Raw genomic sequence first — 22,231 nt, 5'->3', positions numbered from 1 at the left:
GAGGCAGGGCGCGGTGGAGAACCACTGCGTCCCGCCTCCCGCGCCCCGCAAACGGATTACTCGTCGTCCAGGTCGTCCTCGTCGAGTTCCACGTCGTCCACGTCCTGATCGTCGGCCCAGTCTTTCAGGACGTTGGTGCGGCGCAGGTCGTCGCGGGGCGCGGCGAGGCGGGCGTTCTCGCGGTCCTCGCCGCTCATGACGCCCTGCGCGCGGGCCAGGACGGGCAGGTCGCCGGGCTGCTGCTCGTAACGTTCGGCGAGGTACGCGGCGACCCACGCGCCGAAGTACCACAGGGCCAGCGCGGCGGGGTAGCCGACGGCGCCGTCCGGGTACGGGACGTGGATGATCTCGTCGATGCGGCTTTCGAGGATCTCGCGGGCCAGCATCAGGGTGTCGTCGGCGTCGCCGAGGATCAGCGCGACCTTGGCGTCGCCTTTCTCGTGCTGCGCCTCGAACGCGCCCGTCACGAAGGGCAGCGGGTCGCCCAGGACCGGGATGCTCAGGGTCTTGCTGGTGCGGGCCAGCAGGTGCTGCCACGCGTGCGGGAGGGCCTCGGCTTCGGGCGCGGCGAGCAGCAGGGGCGTGCGGCCCCACAGGCTCCAGGCGAGGTCGCGGGCGGGGTTGTTCTCGGTGACGTGCGGGGCGCAGCGTGCGGCGAGGTCGGCCAGCAGGGCGTCGGCGGCGGCGGCCTCGTCGCTGTGGCCGCTGGCGTGCGCGACGAACTGCGCGAAGTGGTACGTGGCGAGCGGCCCGCCGGGCACGAGCACGTCGATCTCCTCGGGGGTGCCGCCGGTGGCGACGCGGCGGGCGTTCGCGCCGGCCACGACGGCCAGGTCGGCGTAATCGGTGGCGAGGGCGCTGGCGTCGGGGCTGCCGAGCACGAACTGCGTGCCGCCGCGCGTGAGGCTGCTGGCGATCAGGGTCTGGGCGATGGCGGCGGCCAGGGTGCCCTCGCCCACGCCGACCAGGCCGTAGGGAGCCTCGTCGGGGCGGGCGGGGCCGGCGTACGAGCCGGGCAGCGTTTCGAGCAGGGTCAGGAGGTTGATCGGGGCACTCATGAGGCACAGCGTACAGGGCGCGGCGGGGGCGGGTGGGAACGCAGGGCACGGTCGGGCCGCCGCCCCCCGGTCTTACGGGCACCGAAAAAGAGTGGCGTAGACGCTGTTTCCCGCTTCACGCCCGCTTAATCTTGCGTGCTAGAATCCGGCGCGTGCGACTCCAGACAACCCCGCCAAGGCGCCCGCGCGTGACGGGCGGACCCCTGAACAAAAACACCACCCCTGAGGGTGGCGTTCATGGATCTTATGGTGCACTCGACTGGACTTGAACCAGTGGCCTTTGGCTTCGGAGGCCAACGCTCTATCCACCTGAGCTACGAGTGCATAGCTCGCGTACCCTAGCACTTCGCATGAAGGAGATCAAGTGAACAAGAAGAAAATCGTGAACGTCATGCTGGGCGTTCTGGCCCTGCTGCTCGTCGCGGGCATGGCGTTCCAGTTCACCCCGAACGTCGGGGAGCTGTTCAACCGGCAGACCGGCACGCCCGCCCTGACCGTGAACGGCACGACCGTCACCGTCGAGGAACTCGAAGCGGCCCGCCGCGCCAACCCCGTCCTGGCCAGCGCCGATACCGGCGTGCTGGGCGACGACTTCAAGACCTTCGTGGTCGCGCAGCAGATCCAGCAGACGCTGGTCCGTAACGCCGTGAAGGACATCCGCGTGAGCCGCGCCGACGTGGCCGCCAAGGTCACGGAAGTCCGCGAGGCCAACCAGCTGACCGACAGCAAGGCCTGGACGGACGCGCTGCAGGGTGCGGGCCTGACCGACAGCTCGTACCGTGAGCAGGTCCGTCAGAGCCTCGCCATCGAGCGCCGCGTCGAGGAGATCAAGAAGGGCGTGCCCGCCGCGACCGACGCGGAACTGCGCGCGTACTACGACCTGAACACCGAGAAATTCCAGACGGACGCCCGCATTCAGGCCCGTCAGATCGTCGTGGCCGACAAGGCCAAGGCGCAGGCGCTGCTGAAGCAGGCGCAGGGCGGCGCGGACTTCGCCGCTCTGGCCAAGGCCAACAGCAGCGAGTTCGCCGACCGTGGCGGCGCCCTGGGCCCCATCGAGAACGGTGCGCCCCGCCCCGTGGCGCAGGTGGCGCTGCCCGCCGAGGTGGGCACGGCTGCGTTCGCCCTGACCGACGGCGGCCTGACCGACGTGATCGAGAGCGGCGGCAAGTTCTATGTCGTGAAGGTCGAGAAGTACCTCGCGCCCGCCCCGAAACCCTTCGCGGAAGCCCGCAGTGACCTCGTGACGGCCGTGAACGAGCAGAAGAAGAACGCCGCCGTGGAAGCCTGGGTGGCCGGCCTGGAAAAAGACGCCAAGATCGAGTTCAAGGACCTGAACTGGAAGGTCGAGGACCCGACGGTCGCGACCGTCGCCGGAAAGAACATCCCGTACTCGAAGGTGATCGAGCAGGTCGTGAACAACCAGCAGTTCACGGCGCTGCTGCAACAGGTGGACCCCGCGCAGGCCGCGCAGCTCGTGAACTCCATCCTGAAACCCCAGGTGACGCAGCAGCTGATCGCCGGGTACGCCGCGCCCACCCTGATCGAGCGCCTGAAACTGAACCTGACCGGCACGCAGCAGGAACTGACGGCCGGGATCGCCGCGTACGGCGCGCGGAACGTGAAGGTCACGGACGCCGACATCAGCAGCTTCTACACCGAGAACCGCGAGCAGTTCCAGACGCCCGCCAGCGGCACGGTTCTCGAGGCGAGCTTCAAGACCCAGGCGGCGGCCCTAGCGTTCCGCAACAGCTACGACGGCAGGGCGGACTTCGCGGCGGCGGCCGGCAAGGCGGGCGGCACGGTCAGCGAGCGCGGCAGCGTCACGGCCGGCGACGGCAAACTCGGCGAGGAACTGAACGCCGCCGTGTTCGAGGCCCGCAGCCTGCGTGACGCGGGTGAAGGCAGCCTGACCGACCCCGTGAAGGTCGGGGAGCGGTACTCGGTGGCGTTCGTGACCGACCTGAAACCCGCTGCGACCCAGCCGCTGAGCGCCGTGCGCGACCAGATCGAGACGCAGGTCCTGGCCCAGAAGAAGAGCGAGGAAGGCCAGAAGTTCCTGGACGCCCAGGTGGCCAGCCTGAAAGCCAAGAACAACCTGGAAGCCGTGCTGGCCGCGCAGCAGAAGCGCGTGGACGCGCAGACGCCCAAGACCCCGGCCGCCGAGGACAGCAGCGGGAAGGACAGCGCCGCTCCTGCCGACGGCGACGCCCCGGCCGCCGAAGGCGAAACCCCGGCCGCGCCGCCCGCCGACCAGTAATACGGACTGTACCCGGAGAAAGCCCCGCCCTGTGCGGGGTTTTTTCATGCCGCCTGCTTTTTGTGGGCGCCGCCCGCTAGAATCACGGGGTTATGCCGCGTGTCTTTTCAGGAATCCAGCCGACCGGCGAGCCTCACATCGGGAATTACTTCGGGGCCATGCGTAATTACGTGCGGCTGGGTGAGGAGTTCGGGAAGAACTCCATCTACTGCGTGGTGGACCTGCATGCCATCACGAACCCCGCGTCGTTCGACCCCAGGCTGCTGGCGCAGCGGACCTTCGAGATGGCGCTCGCGAACTTCGCCGTGGGCCTCGACCCGAGCCGGGTGACGTTCTTCGTGCAGTCGCATGTGCCCGAGCATCAGGAACTCGCGTGGATCTTCACGACCCTGACGCCGGTCGGTGAGCTGGAACGCATGACGCAGTACAAGGACAAGTCCGAGCAGCTGGAGAGCATTCCGGCGGGCCTGCTGATGTACCCGGCCCTGATGGCCGCCGACATCCTGCTGTACAAGGCCGATACCGTGCCGGTCGGTGAGGACCAGACGCAGCACATCGAGCTGACGCGCGAGATCGCCCGGAAGTTCAACCACGCGTTCGGCGAGACGTTCCCGGAACCGAAGGCCGTGTACGAGAAGCAGGCCCTGCGGATTCCCGGCGTGGACGGCAACGGCAAGATGGGCAAGAGCAAGGGGCCGGGCAGCACCATCGGGATTCTGGAACCGCTGGACGCCATCTGGCAGAAGCTGCGGGTCGCGCCGACCGACCCGGCCCGCGTGCGCCGCACCGACCCCGGCAACCCGGACGTGTGCCTGATCTTCGATTACCACAAGCTGTTCAGCGACCTGGATACGTTGCAGACCGTGGACGCCGGGTGCCGCACGGCCGGGATCGGCTGCATCGACTGCAAGAAGACGCTGCTGGCCGGCATGACCGAGCACCTGAGCCCCATTCACGAGCGGGCCGAGGCGCTGAAGGCCGACCCGGACTTCGTGCGTGACGCGCTGGCGCAGGGCGCGAAGGAAGCCCGCGCCACCGCGCAGCCGATCATGGAGGAAGTGCGCGAGAAGGTCGGGTTCCTGAAACTCTGAGCCCTGTCCCCGTGACCGCCGCCCCTGTGACCACCGCCCCCGTGACTGCCGCGCCCGCCCGGCCCTCCCCTGCCCCGCCGCCCCCGGCCGGGGAGGGGTTCACCGTGCAACTTCCGGCGTTCACGGGCAGCCTGACGGACCTCGCGTCGGCCCTCCGGACCGGCCGGGTCGGGCCGGGCGAGGTGCCGCTGCTGCGCCTCACGCGGGACGTGCTGGCCTGGGCGCAGGCCGTGACGGGCGGACCCCTGAGCGCCTGGCCGGACCTGCTGCCCACCCTGGCCGCCGTGATCGCCCTGAAAGCCCGGCTACTGCTGCCACAACCCGAGCCGGACGACCCCGAACCGGGCGACGGGTGGGACGAGCCGCTGGACGACGTGCTGGGGGGCGTGGAGGCCCTGGCGGAACTGGACGCGCTGGTCGGCTTCCTGGCCGCCCGACGCCGCGAGCGCGAGGGCCTGATCCCCGCCCGCGCCGTGCCCGTGAACCTGCCGCGCCGCGAACGGCCCCGCAACCCGCAGGGCAGCCTCGCCCGGCTCGTGAAGGCCGCGCAGAACGCCGTGCGGCAGGTCGAGGTGCCGCTGCTGGCCCGCGACCGCCTGACCCTGGCCGACGCGCTGGGCGCCCTGCGCGCCTTCGGCACGCGCCTGCGGACCTTCACGTTCCGGGGCATTCCCACCCAGGACTGGGGCGAGCAGACCACCTACTTCGCCGCGCTGCTGGAGGGGGTCAAGGAGGGGAACTTCAGCGTGCAGCAGGACGAAACCTACGGGGACATTCAGGTGCAGTCCCACCTGCGCGACGCCAGCGACCCCGACTGATACGGACTCCGATTGAATGGGTTGCAAAACCCGTTCAATCCGAGCGGAGCGGGTAGGAGCAAAACGGGTTCCGGGTTGTCGGCGAAACAAACGGCAGTCCGTATGAGCGGGGTGCGGAGGTCAGCGGGCCAGTTGCGCCTGCACCGTCCCGGACGCCGGGTCGAGCGTCACGGACGGCCAGGGATTCGGCATGCGGTCCGTGCGGATGTCGATGCGGTAGGTCGCGCCGGGTTCCAGCGTGACGGGCGTGACCACCCCACCCCGCAGGACCGGTTGCGCTGGCCCGCCCAGCGGCGTGACGGTCACGGTCACGCGCCGCACCTCGTCCAGCAGCGCTTCCGGCACCGAATCGATCGGGTCGGCGCTCACCTGGGTATCCGTGACGCGCACGCGCAGGTCCGCGTAGTACGTCAGGAACTCGGCCTCGGGCAGGAACGCGGCCAGCGCGGCCGTGACCGTGGGCGCCCAGACGGTCACGGTCCAGCGTTCGGCGGTCACGCGCAGGTCCGGGCAGTTCAGGGCGTAGTCCGGCGGGACACTCCCGGTCGCCGCGCCCGTTCCGTACTCCAGGATGCCCATCGGCCCCACGCGCGGCGACGCGGCGCAGATCGCGGCCTGCTGCGCGTCACTGAAGTCCGTGAAATCGTTCGGGATCACGGACGAGGTGGGCACGCACCCGACCAGACCCAGGGCGCCCACTCCCACCACCGCTGCCCGCATCCACGCCGCCGACTGCCGCTGCTGTCGCTTCATGCTGCCCTCCCCTGGCCTGCCCGCCGCGCACCACGCGACCGGCCGGACCTGAGCAGACTTCACCCTATCCGGCCGGTCATTTCAAGGGGGCAGCGGAGGCGACTGGGATCAGGTGCGCGCGAAGGCCACAGCTGCCTGGACCTGCTCGTCCGTCGGGCGCACACCGGTGTACAGCACGAACTGCTCCAGCGCCTGGAGCGCCACGACCTCCAGACCCGTGACGACGGGCCTCCCCTGCCGCCGCGCCTCCACGATCAGGGGCGTCTCGCTGGGCAGGGCGACCACGTCGAACACCGTGCCCGCGCGCGCGATCTGCTCGGGCGTGAAGGCCAGCGTGTGCTCATCGGCTCCTGCCATGCCCAGGGGCGTGACGTTCACGAGCAGGTCACCGTCCTGAACGTCGGGCGTCGTGGGTTGCCAGTCCCAGGCGCACCTCCCCGCCAGTTCCCGCCCGGCCTCCTCGTTGCGGGCGACGATCACGCCGCGCGTGAAGCCCGCGTCCCGCAGGGCGCTCGCCACGGCCTTGCCCATGCCGCCGCTGCCGCGCAGCACCACCCGCGCCCCCCGGTTCAGTGCGTGCCGCTCGATCAGGATCTGAATGGCGGTGTAATCGGTGTTGAAGGCCTTCAGGTGCCCGCCCGTGTTCACGATGGTGTTCACGGACCCGATGGCGGCCGCCGAGGCGTCCAGTTCGTCCAGCAGCGGAATCACCGCTTCCTTGAACGGCATGCTGACCGCGCAGCCGCGCACGCCCAGCGCCCGGATGCCCCCCACGACGCCCGTGATGTCCTGCACGCCGAAGGCCTTGTACACGAAGTTCAGGCCCAGCGCCGCGTACAGGTGATTATGAAAGCGCGTCCCGAAGTTACTGGGGCGGGCCGACACGCTCATGCACAGCGTCGTCTCACGGTTGATGTCCAGCTTGCTCGCGCCCGTCACGACTGCCCCGCTCCGGCGACTCCGCTACGTGCCCTGCGCTCCGCTCCGGTCACTCCACTCCGTCTCCGTCGTCTCATTCCTGCTCCTTCCAGTCGGCTCCGGGGATCCCGGAGCGGAATCATAGTCCCAGCATGAGGTTCAGGTTCTGCACGGCCGCCCCACCCGCGCCCTTCCCGAGGTTGTCCAGCCGCGCGGCCAGCAGCGCCCGCTCACCGTCGGCGGACGGGTACACGAACAGCTCCAGGTCGTTCGTGCCGTTCAGGGTCTGCGGGTCCAGCACCTCCGGGTTGTCGGACATGTCGAACACGCGCACGTACGGCTGCCCGGCGTAATGCGCTTTCAAAGCCGCGTGCAGCGCGTCTGGGGTGGTGCCCAGCTCGCGCAGGTGCAGCGGGATGGTCACGGTCATGCCCTGCGCCCACGCGCCCACGTTCGGCGTGAACACCGGCGTGCGGCTCAGGCCCCCGTAGCGCATCGTCTCGGGGATGTGCTTGTGCCCCAGCCCCAGCGCGTAACTCAGGAACGCGCCCCGCATCGGGTGAGCCTCGCCCCTCTCGTGCGCGTCCACCAGCGCCCGGCCCCCACCGGTGTAGCCGCTGTACCCCTGGATACTGACCGGGAAGTCCGCCGGGATCAGGCCCGCGCCCGTCAGCGGGGCCAGCAGCGAGATCGCGCCCGTGCTGTAACAGCCGGGGTTCGCCACGAAGCGCGCCGCGCGGATCGCGTCCGCCTGCCCCGCGTTCAGTTCCGGAAAGCCGAACACCCACGCCGGATTCACCCGGTGCGCCGTACTCGCGTCCAGCAGGCGCGCCGCCGGGTTCGTGGTCAGCGTGACCGCCTCGCGCGCCGCGTCGTCATGCAGACACAGAATCGAAACGTCCGCCGCGTTCAGCAACTCCGCCCGCGCCGCGCTGTCCTTGCGCCGCGCCGGGTCGATGCTCAGCAGCTCGATATCCGCGCGGCCCTGAAGCCGCTGCCGGATCTGCAGGCCCGTCGTTCCGGCCTCACCGTCAATAAATACCCTGGGGACTGTCATGCTTGATTCTCCATCAGAGACTGCGTGACCTGCGCGTGCAGGCGTTCGAGTGTCATAGCCAGGGACGTCCCGGGTTTCAGGTGCGTCCAGAGGTCCGGCGTCATGGGCACGATACGGATCACCCCGTGCCCACCGCGCCCGATGACCTCCGGGTCGAGGGTTTCCCACCACGCGCAAGCATTCACCAGCTCTCCGGCCCGCTGGAAGCTGAAGATGCTGCCGTCCATGGGTCCCATATACGGGTCATCCAGCTTCTGCATCAGACAGGGTCGCCAGTCATCCTCAGGCAGGTTGACGCGGGCCAGCAGGAACGGCGCGTCATGCACGGCCCACCCCGTAACACAGCTGCACGAGCCGCTTCAGGTCGCCCTTGGCCGGGTCGCCCTGCTCGATGCGCCGGATGAGTTCGGGGGGCGTGAGCCACTGCGCGCTGCTGAAATCGCCGGGGTTGAAGATGGGTGGGTCGTCGCGGCGCAGTTCGTACACGTGCATGAAAGCACTCAGGCCGTCGCGCGGGCCAAAGCTGGCGATCTGCCGCCAGCGGAGGTCGTCCACGTTCAGGTTCAGTTCCTCCTGCGTCTCGCGGCAAAAGGCCTGCTCGTACGTCTCGCCGCGTTCCACGTGCCCGCCGACACTCATGTCGAGGCAGCCGGGGAACAGACGTTTGTGCGCGGTGCGGCGCGGAATCCACAGCTGGCCCGCCCGGTTGATCAGGAAGGCGTTGATGACGCGGATGGTCAGGCCGCGCGCGTAGGCGTCCTCGCGGGTGACCGCGCCGATGACCTCGTCGTGCTCGTTGACGAGATCGAGCCATTCCTGCTGTGCCTCCGCTGCCGTCATGCGGTCCATTCTGAGGCCAGGACGGCGTACGCGGCGTCGTCGGTCCATTCGCCCCGGTGCAGGTAGCTCTGGAGGGTGGTGCCCTCGTGCCGGAAGCCCAGGCGGGTCAGCAGTCCGGCAACAGGGGTGTTGCGCGGGTCGATGCTGGCGTGAATGCGGTGCAGGCCCAGGTCGGTGAAGGCGTGCGTGATCAGGGCGTGCAGGGCCTCGCGGGCGTACCCGTGCCCCTGGGCGTGGCGGGCGAGGGTCACGCCGACTTCCGCCTGTGGTCCCTGCGTATTCAGGCCCACGTCGCCCAGCAGTTCACCGCCGCTCAGCATGACGGCCCGCTGCACCCAACCGGGCGAGCCCAGCGGCGCGTCCGACACGAGCCCCGCCACACTGTCCGGCGTGGCGGGCAGCGGCCAGCCCTGGTAGCGCGCGACCTCCGGGTCGTTCCGGTATGCCAGAACGTGCGGCAGGTCGTCGGGCGTCAGGGGCCGCAGGGTCAGGCGGGGGGTGGTGAGGGTGGTCATTACCAGCGGGGTTTCAGGTCGCCCATCAGGTGGTACATCAGGGCTTTCTGGGCGTGCAGGCGGTTCTCGGCCTGATCGAACACGCGGCTCTTGGGGTGCTCGGTCGCTTCGGGGACGGTTTCCTCGCCGTAGTGGGCGGGCAGGCAGTGCAGGAAGATGCCGTGCGGGGCGAGGGTATCCAGCATTTCGGGCGTGACCTGATAGCCCTGGAAGGCGCGGCGGCGGATGTCGGCCTCGGCTTCCTGGCCCATGCTGATCCACACGTCGGTGTACAGCACGTCCGCTCCGGCGATGGCGGCGAGGTCGTTGGTGAGGGTGACCTTCACGCCGGCGCGCACGGCGTCCATGAGGACTCCGGCGTTCGGTTCGTACCCGACGGGCGTGACGATGGTGACGTCGGTGCCGGTCAGGATGCCCATGTGGATGTGGCTGTTGGCGAGGTTGTTGCCATCACCGATGTACACGACGCGGCGGCCGCGCAGGTCGGTGCCGAATCCTTCCTCGATGGTCTGGTAGTCCGCCAGCAGTTGCGCGGGGTGCAGCATGTCGCTCAGCCCGTTGATGACGGGGACGCTGGCGTGCTGCGCGAGTTCCTGGAGGGTCTGCTGGAGGTACACGCGGCCCATGACGGCGTCCACCCAGCGTTCCAGGTTACGCGCGACGTCGCTGACGCGTTCGCGGGTGCCGAGGCCGATCTCGGTGTTCGAGAGGGTGATGGCGTGCCCGCCGAGCTGGTACATGCCCACGTCGAAGGTGGTGCGGGTGCGCAGGCTGGCCTTCTCGAACACCAGCGCGATGCTGAGGCCCGCCAGGGGTTTCACGGCGCGCCACTCGCCGCGTTTCATGGAGTGCGCGGTGTCCAGCACGGCGCGCAGTTCGCCGGCGGTCATGTCGAGGTTGCTCAGGAAGTCCCGCCCGGCCAGGACTGGCGCGGGCAGCGTTTCGGGGGTCAGTAGCGTATCTTTTCGCACGGCTGACTTGCGGGCGCTCTCGCCCTTCCTGGCGTTTTTCCCGGCCTGCTTGCTGGCTTTACTGGCTTCGGTGGCGACTTTCGGCATAGAGGCGGAGTATACCCGCTGACGGTCAGGAGGGAATCACCCCCGGTCCGCAGCGCATGAATATGCACTCCGGATGACTGGACATGCAAAACGGGGTGTGGTGCGCGGGAGGCAGTGAAGATCACCGCGTACCGCCTCCTGCGCACCGCTTCCCTTACCGCGTTTCCGTCAGGGTGTAGCTGCCGCTGCCGGAGTAGGCGTACACGCGCCAGCGGTACGTGCCACTGGTGGCCGTGTAGTTAATTGCCTCTGTGCTGGTGCTGCCCTCGCTGGCGGCCACCTGCGTCCAGGTGCTGCCCGAGAGTTTCTGCAGGTACAGGTCGAAGTCGGTGCCCGACGGGCCGCTCAGGTTGCCCTTCAGGGTGCCGCCCGCGTAGCTGAAGCCGGTGGTGGACGGCTGGTAGGAGTTGCTGCGGCTGGCGACCGTGCCGGTGTAGGTGGTACTGGCGGGCGGGGTGACGGTGCCGCCCACCGTGACGAACACCGCCGACACCGGGCCGTACGTGCCGTTGTTGTTGCGGGCGCGGACGTACACGGTGTGCCGCCCGTCACTGAGGCCAGCGGTGGACACGGTGGCGCGCACGGCCTCGGTCGCGGAACCGAAGGATCCGTCGGTGGCGGTCATGGCGGTGGGCGTCCCGCCGGCCCAGGGGGGCGTGTCGATGAAGTACTCGGCGGCGGTGACCGTGCGGGTGGGTTCGGCGCCGTTGCTGGTGTTGAAGCGGGTGTTCGTGGCGCTGGCGCTCAGGGTGAATGTGCCGCCCGTGGCGACGCTGGCGGGCGCGCTGACGCTCACGCTGTCCGGGCCGCTGCCCAGCTGGTACGGTGCGCGGGCCACACGCAGGGCGTACAGCAGGGCGGCCTGGTTCTGCGGGAGGATCGTGCCGGTGAAGGCGCTGCACGACTCGAAGAAGGCGTTGCCCAGCTCGAAGGTGTACGACGCGACGCCCAGCTCCCCGTACGCGAAGTCGTTCGTGGTGCCGCTGGTGGGGTACAGGCCGATGGACTGCTCGGGGTGTAGCCGTTGAAGTAGGCCAGTTTGCGGCCCAGGGATTGCAGCGCCGCGCCGTTCGGGGCGACCGTGCTGGTGTCCCCCCAGGGCCACAGGACCAGCTTGGAGTAACTGTGAATGTCGATGTACACGCCGGGCGTGCTGGCGGGCGCGGCGTCGGTGCGGGCGGGGCCACGGCTGTCGGGGAAGGCGTCCCGGATGAGGGTCTGGAGGTTCTGCGTTTCCGGTTCGGAGGCCGCCCCCACGCCCCGGTACGTCTCGTTGCAGGGGTCGGTGCTGGACCCGCCGGTGCCCCAGGCGTAGTTGAAATTGCGGTTGAGGTCCGCGCCGAACAGGCCGTTCCCGCAGGCCTGCGTGTCGTTCGCGTTCTTGCGCCACGACGCGCCCGCCTCGGCCTTCTTGCGGCCGTCCGGGTTGCTCTGGAGGACCAGCCAGACTTCCTGCGTGTCGAGCATCCAGGTGACGTCGGCGTCCCGGCCGTAGTTGGCGAGCAGGTACTCCGCGAAGCGGGTGGCGAGTTCGGCGGGCGTGTACTCGCGCGCGTGGATGGACGCCGTGATCAGCAGGCGGGGTTTGGTGCCCGTGACGCTCCTGTTGGTCAGTTTCAGGACGTTCATGTCGTACCCGCCGCGCCCCTTCGTCTTCAGCCACGAGGACCCGAAACTGCTCCAGCTGGCGAGGTTCGGGTACTGCGCGGCGAGGTTCTGCGCGCTGGTGTACGTCTCCTCGACCGTGCGGTAGCAGGAGTAGCCGTTGATGCTCAGGGCGCCCAGCGGGTTTTTCAGCGAGGCGCTGTGCCGCTGCGTTTCCCTGGCGTCGATCTGCACGGTCCAGCCGCGCGTCAGGCCCGTCACGCGCAGCCGCTCAAAGTCAGCCTTGCCGACGTCCAGCAGCACGAAGCCTTCCTCCAGGCTGCCGCCGACCGGTTCGAAGGTCTTCACGATGTCCAGCCAGTCGCGCTGGGTCCTGAAGTCGATGCGGGACACCACGACCGGGTTCTGCTCGAAGGTGCGGCACTCGTCGGCGCTGGCGACCAGCGAACCGGTCCCGCCGGGGGGCGTGGCCGCCACGGGCTGCGGCGTCTGCGAACAGGCGCCCAGCAGCAGGGACGCACTCAGGATCAGGGACAGAGCCGGGCCGTTCGTGAATCGACGCATGAAACCTCCGGTGAAGGCACGCCAGAAACAGCCCGGTGGGGCGGCGGGCAGCGTGCAGATGAATTGGTCGGTACCGGTCCACTGTAACACCCGCCCGCCGGCGGCCGTGGGCCGGGCCGTCCAGCCCTGCGGGATGCCGGCTCTCCCGCGCTCCGGCCCGGACCCACGCTGGGCGTACACTCGCGCGCAGTGAGTGCCTCCAGCCCCTCCCCCATCTCCCTGCCGCCCCTGAACGCCCGCGCGCTGCTGCTGGCCCTGCTGATCACGGGCATCTGGGGCGTGAATTTCGTGGTCATCAAGTGGAGCGTGGCGGACGCCCCGCCGCTGCTGGTGGCCGCGCTGCGATTCGCGCTGGCGGCGCTGCCTGCCGTGCTGTTCGTGCCGCGCCCGCAGATGCCCGCCCGGCTGCTGTGGGGGTACGGGCTGGCGGTGGGCGTGGTGCAGTTCGGGCTGCTGTACCTCGCCATCGGGCTGGGCATGAGCGCCGGCCTGGGCTCGCTGCTCATGCAGATGCAGGCGTTCTTCACGGCGCTGCTGGCCGCGCGCTTCCTGGGCGAACGCGTGCAGCCGTGGCAGGTGGCGGGCATCACGCTGGCCTTCGCGGGCATGGGCGTGATCGGCGCGCTGTCCGGCGGGGACCTGACGCTGCTGAGCCTGGGCCTCACGCTGGCCGCCGCGCTCGGCTGGGCCGTCAGTAACCTGATCGTGCGGGCGTCCGGCGGGGCGAACATGTTCAGTCTGGTCGTCTGGAGCGCCCTGATTCCGCCCATTCCCCTGACGATCCTGGCGGGCGTCGTGGACGGCTGGGACGCCGTGACCCGTACCCTCACGCAGTCCGGTGCGGGCTTCTGGGCGGCCGTCCTGTTCATGGGCCTGGGCAACACGGTGCTGGGTTTTGGCGTGTGGGCCGCGCTGATCCAGCGGCACGGCGCGGCCCGCGTCGCCCCGCTGTCCCTGCTGGTCCCGGTGTTCGGCCTGATCGCCAGCGCCCTGGTGTACCAGGAGGCGTTCCCGCCCGGCAAGGCCATCGGCGCGGCCCTGGTGTTCGCTGGCCTGATCCTGCACGTGTTCGGCGGCCGCTGGTGGCACCGGGCGGGGCAACGCAGCCCGGCCTGACCACGGCTGGCTGTACTGAAGAACGCACGCACCCTGCCGTACCCTGTGGGCATGACTGGACCGCTGTTCGATTCTCATATGCACACGCCCCTGTGCGGGCACGCCACGGGGTCGCCGCGCGAGTATGCCCAGGCGGCGCTGGACGCCGGACTGGCGGGGATCTGCTTCACGGATCACATGCCGATGCCCGCGTGGTACGACGCGCCGTGGCGCATGCGCCTGGATCAGCTGGCGCAGTACGTGGAGGACGTGCGGGCCGTGCAGACCGAGTTCGCCGGGCGGCTGGACGTGCGCCTGGGCCTGGAGGCGGACTTTCACCCCGGCACGGAACGCTTCGTGGAGGAGGTGCTGGGCGCGCACCCGTGGGATTACGTGATCGGCAGCATTCACTACATCGGCGCGTGGGGCTTCGACAACCCGGAGTTCATCGCGGAGTACGACAGCCGTGATCTGGCGGGCCTGTACCGCGACTACTACGCACTGGCCGAGGGCGCCGCGAAATCCGGGCTGTTCGACTCCATCGGGCACCTGGACTTGCCCAAGAAGTTCGGGCACCGCGACCCGGACGGGTACGCCGCGCTGCACGCCCTGGACGTGATCGCCGAACGCGGCGTTGCTCTGGATTTCAACACGGCCGGGTGGCGCAAACCAGTCGCCGAGGCGTACCCCGCCCCGGACCTGACCCGCGCGGCTGCCGAGCGCGGGATTCCCTTCGTGCTGGGCAGCGACGCCCACAAGCCGGGGGAAGTCGGCTACCGCTTCACCGACGCCATCAAGCAGATTCACGACGTCGGCGGGCGGATCGTGACGTACCAGGGACGCGTCCGGCACGGGTAAGGCAGAAGCTCCTGGCTCCCCTTGACTTGCAAAGCTCCGCAGGAGAGGGGAGCTGGCCGCGCAGCGGACTGAGGGGTCGCCCACCGGCCCGGCTGGTCAGGCGTTTGGCGCACCCGCCGACTCCCGCTTCCTCAGCCCGCATCCCCCTTACTCTGGGGGCATGGATGTCACGAAGAAGTCCCTGGTGGGCGCGCTGAAGACCACGGCGGATCTGCTGGATCTGCTGGGGGTGGGGGATGATGGGTTCCGGGCGCAGGCGTTCCGGAGTGCGGCGCGCAGCCTGGAGGGCGTGCAGGATGAGGTGGATGTACTCGCAGGGCGGGCGTTCGCGGGTATTCCGAAGGTCGGGAAGGCGATTGCGGCGGATCTGCTGGAGTACGTGCGGACGGGGGTATTCGGTCCGCTGGAGGACGCCGCGAGTCTGATTCCGGCGGGTGTGCTGAGTCTGTTCCGGGTGCGGGGGCTGGGGCCGAAGAAGATCCGGGCGTTGTGGGACGCGGGGATCGATTCGCTGGAGGGGCTGCGGGAGGCGTGCCGGGATGGGCGCGTGGCGGGTCTGAAGGGGTTCGGGGCGAAGAGTGCGGCGTCGTTTCTGGAGGCGGTGGAGTTCGCGCTGGGCGCACAGGAGCGGCAGCACCTGAGCACGGCGCACGAGGTCGCCGAGGGCCTGTGCCGGGTGCTGGACGGCCTGGAGCCGCAGGTGTCGGGGGATGTGCGCCGGGGCCTGGACACGGTGCGGGTGGCGCGCGTGACCGTGACCGCCTCGCCGGAGGGGGTGCAGGAGCGGCTGGCTGGCGTGGTGGAGGGGCTGGAACCGGTCGAGAAGAAACCGCTGTTCGCGGGCCGCGTGGACGGCGTGCCGGTCGAGGTGGCGTACGCGCCCACGCCGGGCGTCCGGGGGGCGCTGGACCTGATGATGGGCGGCGGCACCGCGTACCGCGAGTCGCTGCGCGAGGAGGCGAAGGCGCGGGGCTTCGACCTGAGCGGGCGGGGCCTGAAGCGAGGCGGCGAGGTGCTGGACACGCCCACCGAGGCCGACGTCATGAAGACCCTGGGGCTGCCCCTGCGGCCCGCCGAGTACCGCGACCCCGAGCATGACGCCGTGTGGGAAGCCCTCCCCCACCCGGATGCGCTCGTGACGGTGGGCGACCTGCGCGGCATGCTGCACACGCACTCCACGTGGTCGGACGGCGCCAGCAGCATTGCCGACATGGCCGCCGAGACCGTCCGCCTGGGCCACGGCTTCCTGGGCACCGGCGACCACTCACGCGCCGCGCACTACGCGAACGGCCTCAGCATCGAGCGCCTTCACGCGCAGCTGAAGGAAATCCGCGAGTTGCAGGCGGCGGGCGTGCCGCTCGTGGCGGGCGCCGAGGTGGACATCCTCGACGACGGCACCCTGGACTACCCGGACGACGTGCTGGCACAGCTGGATTACGTGGTCGCCAGCGTCCACAGCCTGTTCACGCTGAGCCCCGAGCGGCAGACCGAACGCCTGATCCGCGCCGCCAGCCACCCGCTCGTCACCATCCTGGGGCACCCCACGGGCCGCCTGCTGCTGCGCCGCCCCGGCTACGCCCTCGACATGGACGCCGTCATGGCCGCCTGCGCCGAGCGCGGCACGGTCGTCGAGATCAACGCGAACGCCTACCGCCTGGACATCGACTGGCGCGTCGCCCTGACGTGGCGTGACCGCGTGACGTTCGCCATCAACACCGACGCCCACGTGCTGGGCGGCCTGAAAGACGCGAAATACGGCGTGATGGTCGCCCGCAAGGCCGGCCTGACCCCGGCGCACGTGGTGAACACCCTGGAGCGCGAGGCGTTCCTGGCGTTCGTGCAGGCGCAGCGGGCCGCGCGGACCTGACGCCGGGTCGGGCGCCGTCCGTCAGACGGGTTTGGCCAGGACGCTGTCGCCGGCACGCAGGGTGGTGCGCACCAGCAGGTCGGCGGGAATCATGATCTGGTTGGTCAGGTTGGCGGACATGCGGACGGGCAGGGTGTACACCTGTCCGTCGTCGGCTTTCAGGGCCACGAGTTGCGGGTGGCGCACGATGTCTTCCTTCCAGCGTCTGAAGATCAGTTCGTCGACCAGCGCCACGCCCTGCACCTGCCGGGTGATGGTGACGGTCAGGCGGGCCACGCGGGTCTTGCGCGGCACGATCAGGCCGATGCGGAACAGTTTGAGCAGCATGCGTTTCGCTTCGGGGTCCTGCGCGAGTTCCGAGACGGGTTTCTGCGCGTCGATCTGCTTGAGGACATCGAGTTCCTTGAGGCTCCAGCGCATGCGGCCCACCCGCTGCGGCGACGTGACGCGCGCCGGACCGTCGAACGGCAGCTCCTGGAAGGGCATGGCTTCCAGCGCTTCCAGGGTCACCTCGTCGAGGGTGCTGTCCAGGCGGGGGTTGCCGTGCGTGACGCCCTCATCGAAGTGGAAGCGGCCCTTGGGGTCCAGCATCAGCCGGACGAGTGCCTGCACGCCGTCGTCCTGGCCGAACTGCAGGTGCCGGACCCGCCCGGCTTCCAGCCACGCCTGAAACTGCCCGTCTGGCCGGAAGACGTACAGCACGCCGGTCCGGCCCTGCTCGGTCAGCAGGTACAGCAGTTCCAGAAAGTCGAAGGTGTCGAGGCTGGAGGTGGATCTGGTCATGCGTGCGTGGCGTTCAGAGTGATCACGTCCTCCCGTCGCGGCGCCGCGCGCCCCTGCACTCATGTTCGCTCATCTGTCCCGCCCGGACAAGTGGCTTTCCGGTGGCGTCCCACTCACCCACCATGTTCAGCTGCACAGTCAGCTGCACGGTCAGCTGCGAAGCAGGTGCGAGAAGTTCGCGTTCTCCAGCGGCGGCAGGTCCTCCAGGCTGGTCAGGCCGAAGTCCAGCAGGAACCGTTCCGTGGTGCCGTACAGCAGCGGCCCGCCCACGGCGTCCGAACGGCCCACGACCTTCACGAGTTCACGCTCCTGCAGGGTCACGACCGTCCCGGCGCTCCCGCCACGCATCGCCTCGATTTCCGCGCGCGTGACGGGTTGCCGGTAGGCGATGACCGCCAGGACCTCCAGCGCCGCGCTGCTCAGGGGCGGCAGGGGCGGCGGGGCCAGTAGCGGGGCCAGGTGCCCGGACAGCGTGGACGGCACCACCAGCCGGTACCCGCCCGCGACCGCCTCGACCGCGAACCCCAGGTCGGCCGCCTGCAGCCGCGCCGTGAACGCCTGCATCTCCCGCAGCGCCGCGTCCTCCGGCACGCCCAGCACCGCCGCGAGTTCCCGCACCTGCACCGGCCGCCCGGCCGCCAGCAGTGAGGCGCCGATCAGGGCGCCCAGGGACGGCGCGCCGGTCACGCGGATTCCGTCAGGGCGGCCCGGACCTGCGCCTCGCTGACCGCCCCGGCCCGCAGGATCAGCCCTTCGGGCAGCAGCAGCACGGTGCTCGGCACGCCCAGCGCCGGGTACCCACCGTCCGGCAGAACCTGATCCCCCAACCCCAGGTCCCGCGCCTGCTCGAAGGTCAGCGCGGCCGGCTGGCCGCTGCGGTTGCAACTGGTCGTCGCCAGGAGGCCACCCACCCGCTCCAGCAGTGCCAGTGCCACCGGGTGGTCCGGCAGGCGGATCCCGACCCGGCCGCCCGGCGCGAGGTCCTCCGGGCAGTCGGGCCGGGCCGGCGTGACGACCGTCAGCGGACCGGGCCAGAACCGCTCCAGCCGTGCCAGCGCCGGCTGCGGCAGGATCAGGCGCTGGGCCGCCGCGCGGTCCAGGCAGGACACCTGCACGGGCTTCTGCGCGTCGCGTCCTTTCAGGTCGTACAGGCGGCGGATGGCGGCCGGGTGATCCGGGTGCGCCGCCAGTCCCCAGACCGTCTCGCTGGGGTACGCGACCACGCCGCCCGCCAGGAGTCGCGCGGCCGCCCGTTCCACCTGCTCGTGCCAGTCCGGCCCGGCGTGCCCGTGTGCGTTCTTCTCGTCGTTCATGATCGGTTCTCCCTGCCACTGCCCGCCTGCCCGGAACACACCCGAAGCTGTAAGGTCAGCGCAAGACCATCAGACTATACTGATCCGGTATGCCCGTCTTCGAATACCGAGTGCGTGACCGCTCCGGCAAGGTGCTGAAATCCCAGATGGAAGCCGAGACGGCCAACCAGGTCCGGGACGCCCTGCGCGCCAAGAACCTGATGATCGTCGAGATCAAGGCCCCCAAATCGGGCCTGAACGCCGACATCAAGATCCCCTTCCTGGATAACCGCCCCCCGAACCTCAAACAGGTGGCCATCTTCAGTAAACAGCTGGCCACGCTGATCAACGCCGGGGTGCCACTGGTGCAGTCGCTGGCGATCCTGCAGAAGCAGATTGACCACAAGGGCTTCCAGAACGTCGTGAAGAACATGCGTACCGACGTCGAGTCCGGCACGCCCCTGAGCGACACCATCGTCAAGTACCCGAAGATCTTCAACCGCCTGTACGTGAACCTCGTGCGCGCCGGCGAGACCAGCGGCACTCTGGATTCGGTCCTGGAGCGCATCGCTGCCTTTCAGGAAAAGGACCTCGCGCTGCGCGGAAAGCTGAAAAGCGCCCTGACCTACCCGGTCGTGGTGCTGGTCTTCGCGATCCTGATCACGTACTTCCTGCTCACCACCATCGTGCCGCAGTTCGCGAACATCCTCTCGCAACTCAACGCCCCCCTGCCGCTGATCACCCGGGTACTGATGGCCGTGTCCGACTTCCTACAGAATTCGACTCTGATTATCGTCGCGATCGTTGCGGCCATCACGTACATCTACCGCTGGTACTACAAGACCCCCAAGGGCCGGATGATCATCGATGACATCAAACTCAGGATTCCAGTCTTCGGGAATCTCGTACAGAAGAGCGCGATCGCGTCATTCGCGCGCACGTTTGGGCTGCTGATCAGCAGCGGCGTGAACATTATCGAGAGCCTGGAGATCACCAAGGGCACCGCGAACAATGCCATCGTCGAGGAAAGCATCGAGAACGCCAAGAACGTCGTCATGGTCGGCGAGCAGATGAGTTCCAGCCTCGCGACCAGCAAGGTCTTCCCGCCCATGGTGGTCAGCATGATCTCCATCGGTGAGGAAACCGGTTCGCTAGACAACATGCTCGGGAAGGTCGGGGACTTCTACGACCGCGAGGTGGACGAGGCCGTGGACAGCATGACGGCCGCTATCGAACCGCTGATGATCGTGTTCCTGGGTGGGATCGTCGGGGTGATCGTGGCCGGGATGTTCCTCCCGATGTTCGCCATCATCGGGCAGCTCAGCCAGTAACGACCTTCGGTGTCAAGGGGCCGGTGAGCATAATGCACCGGCCCCCTTCACGTTGGCTCTGTGTAGTTCAGCGGGTGGCGGCTCGCACGGCGGCGTTCGCGTCCAGCAGGGGTTGCCCGGCCGCGCCGTTCACGCTGGCCAGCAGCCGGGCCTTCGTGTCGGCGGCACTCAGGGCGGGGTTCGCGGCGCGCATCAGGGCGGCCACGCCACTGACGAGGGGCGCGGCGAAACTGGTTCCTGCGCCCAGGGTGTACCCGCCGCCAGGCGCGAGGATCAGCATCTGCGCGGCGTTCGTGGCTCCGGGGCAGTTGCCGGCGCCGCCCGGCGCGACGATGTTCAGGGGGCGGGGCCGGGCGGCGCTGGGGCGGGCGCTGTAACAGGCGAGTTGACCGTCGTTCTGCGCGACGGCACCCACAGCGATCACGTCCGGGTGGCTGGCCGGGTAGTACACGCCGTCCCCGGCCGTATTCCCGGCAGCGGCGACCAGCACGGCGCTCCTCGCGGCGTCCGTGAGGGCCTGGGCCAGCACGGCGTCTCCAGGATCGCCAGCCAGTCCGAGGCTCATGTTGATGACCTTCGCGCCCTGCCGCACCGATTCGTTCAGGCCGCGCGCCAGATCGCTGGTGCTACCGCCCGCCGCGCCCAGCACTTCCACGGCCAGCAGCGGGCCGCTCCAGGTGACACCTGCCACGCCGCGCCCGTTGTTCGTGGCGGCACCCACCAGTCCCGCCGACGCCGTTCCGTGCCCGGTGCTGGTATCCGACCCGCCCGAGTCCGGGCTGAGGAACGACGCGCTGCCGGCCACGCGGCCCGTCAGGTCCGGGTGACCCGCCTCGACTTTCGAGTCCAGGATGGCGGTCTTCGCGGCAACCGGCGTCTTGCCGCAGCCCTGCAGGAACGTCCACGCCTGCGGGGCACGCACGCGCGTCAGGTACGACTGCGTGAACGTCCCGGCCCCGCTGATCGGGACGCCCGCGTTCCCCGGCACACCCGGATCGTTCGGGTTCGCCAGTGGCGCGTACAGGAAGTCCGGCTGGGCACGCAGTCCGGCCTGCTGCAACGTCACGGCGAACGCACGGTCATCCGTACCGGCGGGCGTGAAGGCCAGTCGCACGCCGTCCGTGACCGCCTGCGTCACCACGCCCGACAGGGTCGTCACGGACTGCACCGCCAGGGAATCTGCGCCCAGCAGCAGCACCCGCCCCGGCACGCGCGGCGCACTCCAGTCCGGCGCGCCCACCGCTGCCGCCGGAACGGACTGTAGCTGCACGGGCGAGGATGCTACCGCCTGCGTACAGATGGGACCAGCATCAGGTGGTGCGGGGTTCGGGGTGGAACTACCGCCCCCTCCGCAGGCCGACAGCAGCAGCGAGGCGCTCAGGGCAAACAGCAAGGGCACAGGCAGACGCATACCCCAGCGTATAAACCCCCGGCCTGACGCGGGTCTGAACAGCCTCCATCAACCCTGAACTTCACCCCGGCAGTCACCTAACCGGATCAGTGAACGCGCACACCCTTCGTCAGCGGCTGCTTCTGCACCCACTTCACGAACTTCTGCACTTCTTCCCGCTCGCGGATCGCCTCGACGGTATTCAGTTCATTGGCTAGCTGCGCGTTACTGAACGTCTTGCTCAGGAAGCCCTGGCAGGCCGCGCACATCTTCACGGTCGGGATCTCGCCCAGCTTCACGCCCTGCCGCCGCCCCTGCGACTTGGGCACCAAGTGATGGTCCGTCATGCTCGGAGCTTCACGCCCGCACAGCACGCACTCCTCCAGTTTCTGCACCTGGGTGTCTTCAACCCAACTCGCCTGCTCCCGATCCTTACGACCCATATCCGCACACCATAGCGCGGGCAGGACACCCGCCCGGTACACTGAACGCATGACCAGTTCGCCCCTGAAGAAACTCAGCGAGGCCGAATACCTGAGCAGCGAACCGAGCAGCTCCCACCGCCGCGAGTACGTGGACGGCTTCGTGTACACCCTTCCCGCCGACGCCCCCACCGCGCAGGCCGGAGCGACCAGCCGACACGGCACGGTCGCCACGAACCTCGTCGCCGCCCTGCACGCCCCCGCGCGGCGCCTGGGGTGCCGCGTGTACGCCAGCGACATGCGCGTCCGCATCCCCACCCACGGCACCCGCTACTACTACCCGGATCTCCTGATCACCTGCGAGGACATGCCGGACGACGCCCGCTACACGAACGCCCCGTGCCTGATCGTCGAGATTCTCAGCGACAGCACCCAGGACATCGACCGCCGCGAGAAACTCTGGGCGTACCAGCAACTCCCCAGCCTCCAGGGGTACCTGTTGGTGGATACCGGCACCCGCGCCGCCCGCCTCTACACCCGCACCGGCAACAGCTGGAGCGAAGACTACGTGGAAGGAGCGGGGGCGCTGACGCTGCCGTGCGTGAACATCAGCGTTGCACTGGACGAGATGTACGACGGGACGGCCCTGTAACGCC

Annotated in this window: 21 protein-coding genes, 1 tRNA gene and 1 pseudogene; 8 read left to right on the top strand and 15 right to left on the bottom strand. The window is 69.3% G+C overall.

Annotation, left to right across the window (positions count from 1 at the left end; genetic code table 11):
- Positions 1–56: 56 nt before the first annotated feature.
- Positions 57–1,058 carry an SIS domain-containing protein gene (locus BXU09_RS09970; RefSeq protein ID WP_078302170.1) on the bottom strand — a complete coding sequence of 334 codons (1,002 nt, stop codon included), beginning with the start codon at positions 1,056–1,058 and terminating at the stop codon, positions 57–59.
- Positions 1,059–1,305: 247 nt separating this feature from the next.
- Positions 1,306–1,382 (bottom strand) — tRNA-Arg (locus BXU09_RS09965).
- Between the two features lie 40 nt (positions 1,383–1,422).
- Between BXU09_RS09965 and BXU09_RS09960 the strand changes: the two genes are divergently transcribed.
- From BXU09_RS09960 to BXU09_RS09950, 3 genes are all read left to right on the top strand, one after another.
- Entirely contained in the window at positions 1,423–3,318 is a 1,896-nt protein-coding gene (locus BXU09_RS09960; protein ID WP_144012062.1) for a peptidylprolyl isomerase, read from the top strand.
- 92 nt (positions 3,319–3,410) lie between these two features.
- Positions 3,411–4,409 carry a tryptophan--tRNA ligase gene (gene trpS, locus BXU09_RS09955; protein ID WP_078302168.1) on the top strand — a complete coding sequence of 333 codons (999 nt, stop codon included), beginning with the start codon at positions 3,411–3,413 and terminating at the stop codon, positions 4,407–4,409.
- 41 nt (positions 4,410–4,450) lie between these two features.
- The gene (locus BXU09_RS09950; RefSeq protein ID WP_078304927.1) at positions 4,451–5,227 is read left to right on the top strand and encodes a ScpA family protein; all 777 of its coding nucleotides are present in this window, start codon (positions 4,451–4,453) and stop codon (positions 5,225–5,227) included.
- Positions 5,228–5,347: 120 nt separating this feature from the next.
- Here the strand turns inward: BXU09_RS09950 and BXU09_RS09945 are convergent, their stop codons facing one another.
- The 8 genes and pseudogenes from BXU09_RS09945 to BXU09_RS09910 all read right to left on the bottom strand — a co-directional run bounded on the left by BXU09_RS09945 (position 5,348) and on the right by BXU09_RS09910 (position 12,537).
- On the bottom strand, positions 5,348–5,980 hold the full coding sequence (locus tag BXU09_RS09945) for a hypothetical protein (RefSeq protein ID WP_144012061.1): 633 nt from the start codon (positions 5,978–5,980) through the stop codon (positions 5,348–5,350).
- A 108-nt stretch (positions 5,981–6,088) separates the two neighbouring features.
- Positions 6,089–6,919: a shikimate 5-dehydrogenase gene (locus BXU09_RS09940; RefSeq protein WP_240501159.1), complete on the bottom strand. Its 831-nt coding sequence runs from the start codon at positions 6,917–6,919 to the stop codon at positions 6,089–6,091.
- Between the two features lie 118 nt (positions 6,920–7,037).
- Positions 7,038–7,955, bottom strand: a complete 918-nt coding sequence (gene argC / locus BXU09_RS09935; RefSeq protein WP_078302164.1) for an N-acetyl-gamma-glutamyl-phosphate reductase — start codon at positions 7,953–7,955, stop codon at positions 7,038–7,040.
- On the bottom strand, positions 7,952–8,215 hold the full coding sequence (locus tag BXU09_RS09930) for a hypothetical protein (protein ID WP_144012060.1): 264 nt from the start codon (positions 8,213–8,215) through the stop codon (positions 7,952–7,954). Before BXU09_RS09930 ends, argC begins: the two co-directional genes overlap by 4 nt.
- A 58-nt stretch (positions 8,216–8,273) precedes the next feature.
- Entirely contained in the window at positions 8,274–8,795 is a 522-nt protein-coding gene (locus BXU09_RS09925) for an NUDIX domain-containing protein (RefSeq protein WP_078304925.1), read from the bottom strand.
- Positions 8,792–9,310: a GNAT family protein gene (locus BXU09_RS09920; RefSeq protein ID WP_078302160.1), complete on the bottom strand. Its 519-nt coding sequence runs from the start codon at positions 9,308–9,310 to the stop codon at positions 8,792–8,794. The genes BXU09_RS09925 and BXU09_RS09920 overlap by 4 nt, the downstream gene beginning before the upstream one ends.
- Positions 9,310–10,368 carry an ornithine carbamoyltransferase gene (gene argF / locus BXU09_RS09915; RefSeq protein WP_078302158.1) on the bottom strand — a complete coding sequence of 353 codons (1,059 nt, stop codon included), beginning with the start codon at positions 10,366–10,368 and terminating at the stop codon, positions 9,310–9,312. The genes BXU09_RS09920 and argF overlap by 1 nt, the downstream gene beginning before the upstream one ends.
- A gap of 154 nt (positions 10,369–10,522) precedes the next feature.
- Positions 10,523–12,537, bottom strand: a pseudogene (locus BXU09_RS09910) (M14 family zinc carboxypeptidase).
- Between the two features lie 189 nt (positions 12,538–12,726).
- On the opposite strand from BXU09_RS09910, the gene BXU09_RS09905 reads away from it, so the two are divergent.
- From BXU09_RS09905 to BXU09_RS09895, 3 genes are all read left to right on the top strand, one after another.
- On the top strand, positions 12,727–13,653 hold the full coding sequence (locus BXU09_RS09905) for an EamA family transporter (RefSeq protein ID WP_144012058.1): 927 nt from the start codon (positions 12,727–12,729) through the stop codon (positions 13,651–13,653).
- Between the two features lie 51 nt (positions 13,654–13,704).
- On the top strand, positions 13,705–14,490 hold the full coding sequence (locus tag BXU09_RS09900; RefSeq protein WP_078302156.1) for a histidinol-phosphatase: 786 nt from the start codon (positions 13,705–13,707) through the stop codon (positions 14,488–14,490).
- A gap of 160 nt (positions 14,491–14,650) precedes the next feature.
- A complete protein-coding gene (locus BXU09_RS09895) occupies positions 14,651–16,357 on the top strand; it encodes a helix-hairpin-helix domain-containing protein (protein ID WP_078302154.1) in 1,707 nt (568 codons plus the stop codon).
- Between the two features lie 21 nt (positions 16,358–16,378).
- Here BXU09_RS09895 and BXU09_RS09890 read toward each other — a convergent pair whose 3' ends face one another.
- From BXU09_RS09890 to BXU09_RS09880, 3 genes are all read right to left on the bottom strand, one after another.
- Positions 16,379–17,140: a DUF4388 domain-containing protein gene (locus BXU09_RS09890; protein ID WP_078302152.1), complete on the bottom strand. Its 762-nt coding sequence runs from the start codon at positions 17,138–17,140 to the stop codon at positions 16,379–16,381.
- Between the two features lie 150 nt (positions 17,141–17,290).
- Complete coding sequence (gene scpB, locus BXU09_RS09885; protein ID WP_168174583.1) at positions 17,291–17,827, bottom strand: SMC-Scp complex subunit ScpB; 537 nt, start codon at positions 17,825–17,827, stop codon at positions 17,291–17,293.
- The gene (locus BXU09_RS09880; RefSeq protein WP_078304923.1) at positions 17,824–18,453 is read right to left on the bottom strand and encodes an L-threonylcarbamoyladenylate synthase; all 630 of its coding nucleotides are present in this window, start codon (positions 18,451–18,453) and stop codon (positions 17,824–17,826) included. The genes scpB and BXU09_RS09880 overlap by 4 nt, the downstream gene beginning before the upstream one ends.
- Before the next feature lie 89 nt (positions 18,454–18,542).
- Here BXU09_RS09880 and BXU09_RS09875 point away from each other — a divergent pair, with 89 nt between their 5' ends.
- On the top strand, positions 18,543–19,763 hold the full coding sequence (locus tag BXU09_RS09875; protein WP_078302150.1) for a type II secretion system F family protein: 1,221 nt from the start codon (positions 18,543–18,545) through the stop codon (positions 19,761–19,763).
- A 67-nt stretch (positions 19,764–19,830) separates the two neighbouring features.
- Here BXU09_RS09875 and BXU09_RS09870 read toward each other — a convergent pair whose 3' ends face one another.
- The gene (locus BXU09_RS09870) at positions 19,831–21,033 is read right to left on the bottom strand and encodes a S8 family serine peptidase (protein ID WP_240501148.1); all 1,203 of its coding nucleotides are present in this window, start codon (positions 21,031–21,033) and stop codon (positions 19,831–19,833) included.
- 227 nt (positions 21,034–21,260) lie between these two features.
- Positions 21,261–21,500: an HNH endonuclease gene (locus BXU09_RS09865; RefSeq protein WP_346417559.1), complete on the bottom strand. Its 240-nt coding sequence runs from the start codon at positions 21,498–21,500 to the stop codon at positions 21,261–21,263.
- Between the two features lie 145 nt (positions 21,501–21,645).
- On the opposite strand from BXU09_RS09865, the gene BXU09_RS09860 reads away from it, so the two are divergent.
- On the top strand, positions 21,646–22,227 hold the full coding sequence (locus tag BXU09_RS09860) for a Uma2 family endonuclease (protein ID WP_168174582.1): 582 nt from the start codon (positions 21,646–21,648) through the stop codon (positions 22,225–22,227).
- Positions 22,228–22,231: the final 4 nt, after the last annotated feature.

It is taken from the genome of Deinococcus sp. LM3 (assembly GCF_002017875.1).
Lineage (GTDB): Bacteria > Deinococcota > Deinococci > Deinococcales > Deinococcaceae > Deinococcus.
This window is presented reverse-complemented; position numbering and strand designations above follow the sequence as displayed.

Bases quoted from the DNA above. Each gene is read 5' to 3' on its own strand.
- BXU09_RS09970 (WP_078302170.1), bottom strand. From the start codon at position 1,058: ATGAGTGCCCCGATCAACCTCCTGACCCTGCTCGAAACGCTGCCCGGC.
- trpS (WP_078302168.1), top strand. From the start codon at position 3,411: ATGCCGCGTGTCTTTTCAGGAATCCAGCCGACCGGCGAGCCTCACATC.
- BXU09_RS09945 (WP_144012061.1), bottom strand. From the start codon at position 5,980: ATGAAGCGACAGCAGCGGCAGTCGGCGGCGTGGATGCGGGCAGCGGTG.
- argC (WP_078302164.1), bottom strand. From the start codon at position 7,955: ATGACAGTCCCCAGGGTATTTATTGACGGTGAGGCCGGAACGACGGGC.
- BXU09_RS09930 (WP_144012060.1), bottom strand. From the start codon at position 8,215: ATGCAGAAGCTGGATGACCCGTATATGGGACCCATGGACGGCAGCATC.
- BXU09_RS09925 (WP_078304925.1), bottom strand. From the start codon at position 8,795: ATGACGGCAGCGGAGGCACAGCAGGAATGGCTCGATCTCGTCAACGAG.
- BXU09_RS09920 (WP_078302160.1), bottom strand. From the start codon at position 9,310: ATGACCACCCTCACCACCCCCCGCCTGACCCTGCGGCCCCTGACGCCC.
- argF (WP_078302158.1), bottom strand. From the start codon at position 10,368: ATGCCGAAAGTCGCCACCGAAGCCAGTAAAGCCAGCAAGCAGGCCGGG.
- BXU09_RS09900 (WP_078302156.1), top strand. From the start codon at position 13,705: ATGACTGGACCGCTGTTCGATTCTCATATGCACACGCCCCTGTGCGGG.
- BXU09_RS09895 (WP_078302154.1), top strand. From the start codon at position 14,651: ATGGATGTCACGAAGAAGTCCCTGGTGGGCGCGCTGAAGACCACGGCG.
- BXU09_RS09890 (WP_078302152.1), bottom strand. From the start codon at position 17,140: ATGACCAGATCCACCTCCAGCCTCGACACCTTCGACTTTCTGGAACTG.
- BXU09_RS09880 (WP_078304923.1), bottom strand. From the start codon at position 18,453: ATGAACGACGAGAAGAACGCACACGGGCACGCCGGGCCGGACTGGCAC.
- BXU09_RS09875 (WP_078302150.1), top strand. From the start codon at position 18,543: ATGCCCGTCTTCGAATACCGAGTGCGTGACCGCTCCGGCAAGGTGCTG.
- BXU09_RS09865 (WP_346417559.1), bottom strand. From the start codon at position 21,500: ATGACGGACCATCACTTGGTGCCCAAGTCGCAGGGGCGGCGGCAGGGC.
- BXU09_RS09860 (WP_168174582.1), top strand. From the start codon at position 21,646: ATGACCAGTTCGCCCCTGAAGAAACTCAGCGAGGCCGAATACCTGAGC.